4 protein-coding genes are annotated in these 6,173 nt (G+C 76.8%); all 4 read right to left on the bottom strand.

Annotated elements, in window-relative coordinates; all coding sequences use genetic code 11:
- Positions 1–482: 482 nt before the first annotated feature.
- Positions 483–3,095 (bottom strand): ComEC/Rec2 family competence protein, encoded by a 2,613-nt coding sequence (locus tag ACFVFS_RS26970; RefSeq protein WP_380627286.1) that lies wholly within the window; start codon positions 3,093–3,095, stop codon positions 483–485.
- Between the two features lie 154 nt (positions 3,096–3,249).
- The gene (locus ACFVFS_RS26965; protein WP_380627285.1) at positions 3,250–4,161 is read right to left on the bottom strand and encodes a ComEA family DNA-binding protein; all 912 of its coding nucleotides are present in this window, start codon (positions 4,159–4,161) and stop codon (positions 3,250–3,252) included.
- Positions 4,162–4,349: 188 nt separating this feature from the next.
- Complete coding sequence (locus tag ACFVFS_RS26960; RefSeq protein ID WP_380627284.1) at positions 4,350–5,210, bottom strand: DegV family protein; 861 nt, start codon at positions 5,208–5,210, stop codon at positions 4,350–4,352.
- A gap of 52 nt (positions 5,211–5,262) precedes the next feature.
- Entirely contained in the window at positions 5,263–6,060 is a 798-nt protein-coding gene (locus tag ACFVFS_RS26955) for a hypothetical protein (protein WP_380627283.1), read from the bottom strand.
- Between the last annotated feature and the right edge of the window lie 113 nt (positions 6,061–6,173).

Below are 6,173 nucleotides of genomic sequence, written 5' to 3'. Positions count from 1 at the left end.
GCGGGTGGGGGGGGTTTTTGTCGGGAGCGGCGGCCGTGGGGTTTGGGTTTTTCGGGGGGGCCCTTCAACCCACTCCCCGGCGGTGAGGGTCCGCACCGCCCGCATCGGCGGCCCTGGGGAGGTTGGTGCTGCGGCCGCCTCGCTCAGGGGTTGGTCCGGAGTGGGAAGTCGGCTGGGTCGACTTCCCACTCCGGAGGGAGGGTGCACATGTGCCGCCCGATCTCCCTCCCGCTCAGTTCCTTCACGCCGCGCTCCGGGCCCCGCCCGGAGCGCGGCGTTGTTCCCCCTTCCGTCCCCACCCGAGCGGGCGCGCTGCAGGTACGTGCCCGGGGTGCTTGTTCGCCCGCCCGGCCCGAGCAGTGCTCGGGCCGGGCGGGAAAAACGTTTCTTCCGGGCCCGCCCCCGCCCCAGCCCTCCTCCCCAACCCCCGACCCCACACCCCACACACACCCCAGGGATCGGGGAGGAGGGCGGTCCGGGGATCACCGGGGCGGTGCGCGCCGGCCGAAGCCGGCGCGCACCGCGAGCCAGGCAGCGGGCATCGGCTCCGAGGCCGCGCCGGTCCGCGGCACCTCATGGGTGGCCCGCGGCCTGTGCGGGCCGTGGCCGGGGCGGTCGCCGTGCCGGTGGACGGCCGCGCCCAGGCGGGCCGGGCCTGCTCCCGTCACCGCGATGTCGCCCATCCGGTCCGTTCGCAGCACCGCGGCGCCCAGCGTGCGCAGCCGGTCCACCGTGCGCGGCGAGGGGTGGCCGTACGGGTTGTCCTCACCGCAGGAGATCAGGGCCAGCCGGGGGCTCAGCGCCGCCGTCAACTCCCAGTCCTGGTGGGCCGAACCGTGGTGCGCCACCTTCAACACGTCCACCTTGCCCGCCTTCCCTTCCGTCCTCAGCCTGCTCAACAGGGCCTCCTGCGCCGGCGGCTCCAGATCGCCCAGCAGGGCCATCCGCACACCGCCCGCCAGGGTCACCAGCAGCGCGACACTCGCGTTGTTCGCACCCGACATCACCGTCGACTCCTCTCCGTCCGGCCACAGCACCTCCCACGAGACCCCGGCCCCCGCAGACCGGCGCTCACCGCGCTCGGCCCGCGTCAGCGGGACCCCGGCCTGCGCCGCCCATCCCGCGACCCGGGCGGCCTCGCCCGGTGGATCGTTCACCGCCGTCCCCTGCACCGCCGCCACCCGCCGGCCGTGCAGCACGCCCGGCAGCCCCTCGACGTGATCGGCGTGGAAGTGGGTGGCCAGGAAGAGCGGCACCCGGGTGATCCCCAGGTCACGCAGACAGCGGTCCGCCGCCCGCGGATCCGGGCCTGCGTCCACCACCACCGCGCTGTCGGGCGGATCTCCGTTCTCCGGAACCACCGGCAGCACCACCATGTCGCCCTGCCCCACATCGCACATGACCAGCCGCCAGTCCGGCGGCGGCCAGCCGGTCGCGATCCGGGCCAGCAGCGGCGGCCGCAGCAGCACCACGAGCAGGACCAGCAACAGGACGCCCGCCACCACCGGGCGAAGCCGACCGCGCGGCCGACGCGCACCGGTCCCTCCGGCGGCGCGCCGGGGAAGCAGTGCGGGCACCGCGCAGCAGAGCGCCGCCGTGCCGACGGCGAGGCTCGCCGTGCCGAGCCACCCGCCCGGCCAGGACAGTTGACCCCCCGGAAACTCCGCACCGTGCCGGGCGACCGCCGCCAGCCAGCCGGCCGGGACGGCGGCGGGCTCGGCGAGCAGCCGGGCCAGCGGGGGCGAGAACGGGTCGAGCGCCAGGACCGCGAACCCCAGCAGGGTCGCCGGGGCCACCGCAAGCTCGGCCAGCAGGTTGCACGGGATCCCGACGAGGCTGACATGCCCGGACAGCACCACCGTCACCGGCGCGCAGAGCGCCTGGGCCGCCGCCGTCGCCCCGACGGCGGCGGCGAGGTGGTGCGGCCAGCCCCGTGCCCGCAGGGCGTCCGCCCAGCGCGGGCCCAGGACCAGCAGGCCGGTCGTGGCGAGCACCGACAACACGAAGCCGAAGGAGCGCGCCAGGTACGGGTCGAGGAGGACCAGCAGCAGGGCCGTGCCCGCCAGCGCCGGCACCGCCTGGCGCGGACGGCCGGTGGCCAGCGCCAGCAGCCCGAGCAGTCCCGTCCCCGCCGCCCTGAGCACGCTGGGCTCCGGACGGCAGATCGTCACGAAGGCCAGCGTGACGGCGGCGCCGAGCAGCGCCGTGGTGCGCAGCGGGATCCCGAGCAGGGCGGCGAGTCCGCTCCGTTCGGCGGTGCCCGCGCGCCCCGGGGCGCCGAGCAGCACGCCCAGCACGATCGCGAGGTTGGCCCCGCTGACCGCGACCAGGTGCGCCAGGTCGGTGTCCCGGAACGCCTCCCAGAGGTCGTCCGGCAGCCGGGAGGTGTCACCCACGACGAGACCGGGCAGCAGTCCGCGCTCGTCCGTCGGCAGGCCGTCGGTGGCCTCGCGCAGCCCCGCCCTGAGCCGCCCGGCGATCCGCTGCGGCAGGTTCGGCGGCGCGAGCCGTCGCGGCTCGCCGTGCGCGATCAGCAGCACCGCCGACTCGCCCGCGCGCTCGCCCGACGGACGGACCGTCACCTCGGCGGCGAGCCGGGTCGAGGGCAGCAGCCGCTCCCACGCCCCGGCGTCCTCGCCGCGGACCAGGATGGTGACCGGTGTGCGGGTGCGGACGGTGCGCGGGCCCGGCGCGTCAGGAAGGGCGCCGTCGGGAACGGTGACGCGGTCCACCACGGCGTCCACGGTGAGCAGGGCCTGCCCGGCACCGGAACCGTTACGGGAGAGGCGCACGCGCGGGTCCCCGGTGAGGGTCAGGTCGACGCCGACCTCCGGTGCCGGGGCGGCGGTCCGGGCCAGTTCGGGCAGCGGCCCGCGGTGCAGGTCGGCGGTGTGCAGGAGGGTGGCGGTCGCGGCGGCGGCCGCGGTGAGCAGCACGGCCGCCAGGGTCACCGTGGCGGACCGGTCGCGGAAGGGGCCGGGGCCCGTACCCGGCCTGAGCGCGAAGAGGACGAGGCCGAGGAGCGCGGCCGTGCCCGCCGCGACCGCGAGGACGGCGGTGTGCCCGGGGCCCAGGCCGAGGACCGCGGCCGTCACCGCCCAGGCGGCGACGGCGGGCAGCAGCGGCCTGAGGTCGTTCGGACGCGGCGCGGCGTGGACCGCGGCGCCCGGGGTGGGAGCAGCGACGGCGGTGGCGATGACGGCACCTCCTTTCAGGCAGGGGCAGGCCCGAGCAGGGACGGCGGGGGTGTCAGAGGGTGAGCAGCGGGCGGAGTTCCGTGTACGTGCGCTCGCCGATTCCGCTCACCTGCCGCAGCTGGTCGAGCGAGCGGAACGCGCCGCCGTGGGAGGCGCGGAAGGCGATGATCCGCTGGGCGAGGGTCGGGCCGACGCCGGGCAGGGTGTCGAGCTGTTCGAGGGTGGCGCGGTTGAGGCTGACCGGCTGTTTCGACGCCCCGGCGGGCGGTGGCCCGGGGCCCGCCCCGGCGGCCGGCTGCGGGCTCGGCTCGCCGACGAGGATCTGTTCGCCGTCCGCCAGGACACGGGCCAGGTTGAGGTTCCCGGTGTCCGTCCCGGGCAGCGGCCCACCGGCCACCCGCAGGGCGTCGGCGACCCGGGATCCGCCGGGCAGGGTGTGCACCCCCGGGGAGCCGACCCGACCGCCGACGTCGACCACGACGACGGCGACGGCGCCCGGTGCCGCACCTCCGGTGTCGCTCCCCGCCGCACCCCCTGCCGCGCCGTCGGGCGGGCCCGGCCCGGGAACGGCCGCCGACGGCACCGAGGCGACGGCGACGGCCGGGACCTCGACCGGCTGCGGCCGCGCCAGCCAGAAGTGCTGGACGCCGTAGCCGACAGCGAGCAGGAGGAGCACGAGGAGGCCGACCACCGCCCGCCGTTCGAGCATCAGCGCGCGGCCCGTCCACGGGTGCGCGACGCCGGCCGGAAGGGCGCCGTCGGGCAGGGTGCCCTCGGGCACGGCGCGTTCGGCCGCGGCGCCGGACGGAGGGTCACCGGCCGCCGCCGGTGCCGCGTACACCGAGGACTCGGCGTCCGGGGGTTCACCGGACTCCGGTAGCAGGGCGGCCATCCGCAGGCTCGCGGTCTCGTTGATCCGCTGGATCTCGTGGCGCTTGCGCGCGCCGATGCGCATGCTCGTCATGCGGAGCACGGTAGGAACCACCCGGGCGGCGCGCGGAAATCGCCGAAAACCTGTGGAAAACCCGGGGGTTGTGGACGAAGAAGCTCACCCTCAGGAGGGAGAAACGGCGTCAGGTGTTGACGGACCAGGTGACTTGGGCGAACCACGCGAACCGTGCGAACAAGGTGACCGGGCCAACCGGCGCCCCGTCAGCGGGGCGAGACCACCACCGCCAGCAGCCCGGGCCCCACGTGGGCGCCGATCACCGCCCCCACCTCGCCCACGTACAGGTCGCGCAGCCCCGGCACCCGCCCCCGCAGCCGTTCGGCGAGCGGCTCGGCCCGGTCCTCCGCCGCCAGGTGGTGCACGGCGATGTCGACCTCCCGCTCCCCCGCCCGCTCGACCGCGATCTCCTCCAGCCGGGCGATCGCCCGGGACGCCGTGCGCACCTTCTCCAGGGGCTCGATCCGCCCGCCGTCCAGGTGCAGCAGCGGCTTGACCGCGAGCGCCGAGCCGAGCAGCGCCCTCGCGGCTCCGATCCGGCCCCCCCGGCGCAGGTACTCCAGGGTGTCGACGTAGAAGAAGCCGCTGGTCACGGCGGTCCGCCGCTCGACGGCCGCCGCCGCCTCGTCGAGTCCCTTCCCGGCCACGATCGCCTCGGCCGCCGCCAGCACCCCGTACCCGAGCGCCATGCCGACCAGCCGGCTGTCCACGACCCGCACCGGCACGGGCGCCTCGGCGGCCGCCAGCCGGGCGGCCGCCGCCGTCCCGGACAGCTCGCCGGAGATGTGCACCGAGACGACGCCCCGCGCGCCGCCCTCGGCCGCGGCCCGGTAGGCGGCGGCGAAGGACTCCGGGCTGGGCCGGGAGGTGGTGACCCGGTGCTTGCCGCGCAGGGCCTCGGCGACGTCCTTCGGGGAGATCTCGACACCCTCGGCGCGCACCTCGTCGCCGACCGCGACGCTCAGCGGGACCACCGTGATGCCGTGCCGGTCGACGGCGTGCTGGGGCAGATAGGCCGTGGAATCGGTGACGAGTGCGAGGTCGGCGGGTGCGCGGTCGGCGGACATGAGGCGGAGGTTACTCCCCGCCCGGGCCGGACGGCAGCACCCGGGTCACCGCTCAGCCGGCCGAGGGCCCGGTGGACGGCTTGCGCAGCCGCTGCGCCAGCTTGGCCACCGGGTCGGCGAGGCCGAGCAGGTCCTCGGCGCTGGGCCGGCCGCGCCCGTTCGTGAGCCCGGGCCGCTCCCCACCGACCCCACCGACCCCGCCGACTCCACCGGCCCCACCGGCTCCGGGCGCCGTCCCGGAGGCCCCGCCCGCACCCGCCGGACCGGAACCGCCCGCCGCCGCGGAGGCCCCCGAAGCCGCGTCCCAGTGCCGCAGCGCCCCCGCCTCGTCCTCGCACTCCTGGCTCAGCCGGCTCAGCTCGTCCTCCGCGAACCGGTGCATCCGGTCCTGCGCGGCCCACCGCATGGTCTCCGCCGCATGCGTGATCCGCTCGGCCCGCTCGCGCAGCTCCGGCAGCTTCGCCGCGACGCGTCCGGCGTCCGGCTCGCGCTCCAGCGTCCGCAGCTCGCCGTCCAGCTCCGCCGCGTGGGCGTCCAGCCTCGCCAGCAGCGCGAGCGACTCGCCGAGCTGGCCGTCCTGGGCGACGCCGCCCTGCAGCACCTGCCGGGTGCCGTCGAGCGAGGTCCGCAGGCGCAGGCGGACCGCGGAGATCTGCCCCTGCGGGCCGGTCTGGGTGTAGGTCTTGGCCTTGAGCGTGACGTTCTCGACCGCGCGGCGGGCCTTGGCCTCCTGGCGTTCCATCTTCTCGCCGACCGACCGGGCGGCCTTCACCAGGCCGACGACCACGAGCACCGCCACCCCGATCCCGAACAGCAGGGCGAGTACGAGCAACACCCCGAGGATCTCCATCACGCGCCACCTTCCGCCAGCCGAACCGGCCCCCACCGGGCCCAACGCGGGCCGGCCCACCGAGGGTTCCACGGTAGCCCCGGCGGCCGCCCGGCGGAGCGCCGATCAGGGGT

The sequence above is a fragment of the Kitasatospora sp. NPDC057692 genome, from assembly GCF_042799475.1.
Classification (GTDB): Bacteria; Actinomycetota; Actinomycetes; order Streptomycetales; family Streptomycetaceae; genus Kitasatospora.
The sequence above is the reverse complement of the archived record's forward strand: the minus strand, read 5'-3'. Positions and strand labels throughout refer to the sequence as shown.

What these genes read in the sequence shown, in the direction of transcription:
- ACFVFS_RS26965 (WP_380627285.1), bottom strand. Translation starts at nt 4,161, where the DNA reads ATGACGAGCATGCGCATCGGCGCGCGCAAGCGCCACGAGATCCAGCGG.
- ACFVFS_RS26960 (WP_380627284.1), bottom strand. Translation starts at nt 5,210, where the DNA reads ATGTCCGCCGACCGCGCACCCGCCGACCTCGCACTCGTCACCGATTCC.
- ACFVFS_RS26955 (WP_380627283.1), bottom strand. Translation starts at nt 6,060, where the DNA reads ATGGAGATCCTCGGGGTGTTGCTCGTACTCGCCCTGCTGTTCGGGATC.